Raw genomic sequence first — 3,370 nt, 5'->3', positions numbered from 1 at the left:
CCATAACGGCTTGCCAGTGGTGACCTGCACGCGACGCTGGCGGTGCAAAAACGCCTCTTCGGCGACATTCGCCAGACTGAAATAAGTAGAGAATGCGCGGATGACCTGTTCGAGCGTGCCGATATCCAGGTCCGCGATTGTGTCCAGCAGGCGGCGCCGTTTCATTGGGTCGTCGCAATCGTGTAACTCCAGATAGCCCTTGCGCAGTTTCTCGACAGCCGCGTAAACGGTGTAACCCGCCTGCGCGCGCAGCACTTCGCCCAGCAGATTGCCGTACAGCTTCACCCGCTGGCGCAGTTGCTTGTCGGTGGAAGGCCGGGAGCTGTCCTGGGTATGCAACGTTCTGGATGTCGTCGGTTTAACGAAAGCGCCATTAATCAACGATTAATGACGGGCGCGGTACAGTGTAAGCGTGCGTATATTGGCAGACGACAAGCCAAAGGTATATCGTGTGGCGCGGTACGCGTTGACTGCCCGCAAGCGAGACCACCCATGTCCACCCTGACCGAATCCGCTGCCTGGCGGGCCCTGCTGACCCATCACCAGGCAATCGCGTCAACGCGTATGCGCGCGCTGTTCGCGCAGGATTCCGCGCGCTTTGAGCGGTATTCAGTGCGGCTGGGCGACCTGCTGCTGGATTACTCGAAGAACCGCGTCACCGACGAAACCTTAAGTCTGCTCGTCGCACTGGCCGAAGCGCGCGAAGTGCCCCGGTGGCGCGACCGCATGTTCGAAGGGCAGAAGATCAACGACACCGAAGGCCGCGCGGTGCTGCACGTGGCGTTGCGCAACCGTTCGGGACAGGCCACAAAAGTCGATGGCGAAGATGTGATGCCGGCGGTCAACGGCGTGCTGGCGCGCATGCGTGGATTCTCCGAAGACTTGCGCGACGGCGCTTGGACTGGTTACACGGGCGAGGCGATTACGGACGTGGTCAACATCGGCATCGGCGGCTCGCATCTGGGGCCAGCGATGGTGTGCGCGGCGCTTGAACCTTACGCTCACCCCCGGCTGTGCATGCATTTCGTCTCCAACGTGGACGGCGCGGAAATCGCGCGCGTGCTCGCTCAGGTCAGGCCGTGCTCCACACTGTTCGTCATCGCCTCCAAGACGTTCACCACGCAGGAGACCATGACCAACGCACACACGGCGCGTGACTGGTTCCTGCAAAAGGCGCACGAACAGGCGGCCATCGCACAGCATTTTGTCGCTGTGTCCACCCATCGCGACAAGGTGGCCGAGTTCGGCATCGATCCGCGCAACATGTTCGAGTTCTGGGACTGGGTGGGCGGGCGTTATTCGCTGTGGTCCGCGATCGGGCTGCCGATCGCGCTTTTCGTCGGCATGGATCGCTTCGAGGAACTGCTGGCAGGCGCGCACACGATGGACGAGCATTTCCGCACGGCGCCGCTATCGCGGAATATGCCCGCAATCCTCGCATTGCTGGGGATCTGGTACACCAACTTTTTCGACGCGAATACGCACGCGGTGCTGCCCTACGATCAGTCGCTGCGCCTGCTGCCGGCTTTTTTGCAGCAGGCCGACATGGAAAGCAACGGCAAATCAGTCGATAAGGACGGCAGGCGCGTCGACTATGTCACCGGCCCCGTCATCTGGGGCGAACCGGGCACCAACGGTCAGCATGCGTTCTATCAGCTCATCCACCAGGGCACGCGGCTGGTCCCCGCCGATTTTATCGCGCCCGTGCAGAGCCAGCGACCGCAGGGCCGGCATCATCCGATATTGCTGTCGAATTTTTTCGCGCAGACCGAAGCCCTGATGAGGGGTAGAACAGAGGAAGAAGCGCAAGCCGCGCTGGATAAACAGGATTTGAGCGATGAAGATCGGCGTGCGCGCGTTGCGCACACGGTGTTCGAGGGCAACCGTCCCACCAATTCCATTCTGTTCCGCAAATTGACGCCGGCAACCCTGGGATCGCTGATTGCACTCTACGAGCACAAAATATTCGTTCAGGGCATCATCTGGAACATTAATTCATTCGATCAGTGGGGCGTCGAGCTGGGCAAACAACTCGCCGGCGAGATTCTGCCGGAACTGGAATCCGCCCGGCCTGCGACCGCCCACGATGCGTCCACCAATGGGCTGATGAATTATTACAAATCTCTGGCGTAGAGGGCACGTTCCCGTCCACGGACATGAGGTCATTGGCAACGCGAGCCTCTGGTTTTTGGCGGTACAGAGCCGTTGGGATGAGCTAACGGACAAGCAATAGCAAGCGGAGCACAAATTATGTCGAATATGGCGGAAGAACTGATTGTCCGGCATCGCCTCACGGTGGCCGATTATCACCGCATGGGCGAGGCGGGTATTCTCCACGAAGACTCCCGCGTGGAGTTGATCGAAGGAGCCGCCACGCCGGAACCGCATGTCAGTTAAGCAGACTCCTGGAACGTGCGGTGGGCGACCATGCGCTCGTTTGGACTCAGAATCCTTTCAATTCTCGACGACCATTCCGAACCCGAGCCCGACATCGCCTTGTTGCGCCCCCACGCCGATTTCTACAAGTCCTCGCATCCGCGGCCGAAAGATGTGCTCCTGGCTATAGAGGTCGCGGAATCGTCGTTGCGTTAAGACCAGAAGGTCAAAGCGCCCCTTTACGCGCGGCACGGGATTCCTGAGCTATGGGTGGTCGATGTCGAGAATGGTCGATTAACCATCTACCGCCGACCGGAGCGCGGCGTATATCATGATGTCGTGACACCCAGTGCGATGACCGCGGTTGCACCAGGCCTGTTGCCGGTAGCGACCCTGGATCTTTCCGGTCTTTTCTAATCTAAACTTGTGGACTGCCGTGACGGCAGTGAACCATTGACCGCTACTGATCCTGATGGCGCGCCAGCGCCCAGCGCGCGTGTTCGCGCACCATTTCATTCGGCTCATCGGCGCGACCTCGTAGTGCGTCAATGACCTCCGGGGAGCCGGGCGCATTGCCCAGCGCCACCGCGATGTTGCGCAGCCAACAGGCATAACCGATACGCCGGATGGCCGACCCTTCGGTGCGTTGCAAAAACTCCTGCTCGCTCCAGGCGAACAGCGCGACCAGCCGCGGTGCATCCAGTCCATGGCGCACCGCGAAATCCGCCAGTTCTGAAGTGTGCGCGAATTTATTCCACGGGCACACGAGCTGGCAATCGTCGCACCCGTAAATCCGGTTGCCGATCAGCGGCCGCAGGTGTTCGGGAATCGCGCGGCGCAGCTCGATCGTCAGATACGAAATGCAGCGGCGTGCATCGAGTTCATAAGGTGCCACAATGGCGCCGGTCGGGCACACGTCGATGCAGGCGCGGCAGGACCCGCAGTGATCCGCCACCTCGCGATCCATCGGCAACGGCAGGTCGGTGTAAAGTTC

General features: G+C 60.5%; 3 protein-coding genes and 1 pseudogene. 2 read left to right on the top strand and 2 right to left on the bottom strand.

Annotated features, from left to right (window positions below):
- A partial coding sequence (locus H0V34_12040; GenBank protein ID MBA2492388.1) for a phosphoenolpyruvate carboxylase occupies positions 1–339 on the bottom strand: 339 nt, incomplete at its 3' end.
- Positions 340–492: 153 nt separating this feature from the next.
- Here H0V34_12040 and pgi point away from each other — a divergent pair.
- Together pgi and H0V34_12030 are read left to right on the top strand one after the other, a co-directional pair.
- Entirely contained in the window at positions 493–2,133 is a 1,641-nt protein-coding gene (pgi, locus tag H0V34_12035; GenBank protein ID MBA2492387.1) for a glucose-6-phosphate isomerase, read from the top strand.
- 117 nt (positions 2,134–2,250) lie between these two features.
- Positions 2,251–2,793 (top strand): annotated as a pseudogene (locus H0V34_12030) (Uma2 family endonuclease).
- A 43-nt stretch (positions 2,794–2,836) separates the two neighbouring features.
- Here H0V34_12030 and queG read toward each other — a convergent pair.
- The coding region (queG, locus tag H0V34_12025) for a tRNA epoxyqueuosine(34) reductase QueG (protein MBA2492386.1) at positions 2,837–3,370 on the bottom strand (534 nt) is incomplete at its 5' end.

The organism is Gammaproteobacteria bacterium (genome assembly GCA_013696315.1).
In the GTDB taxonomy this organism is placed as follows: Bacteria; Pseudomonadota; Gammaproteobacteria; order JACCYU01; family JACCYU01; genus JACCYU01.
This window is presented reverse-complemented; position numbering and strand designations above follow the sequence as displayed.

What these genes read in the sequence shown, in the direction of transcription:
- pgi (MBA2492387.1), top strand. Translation starts at nt 493, where the DNA reads ATGTCCACCCTGACCGAATCCGCTGCCTGGCGGGCCCTGCTGACCCAT.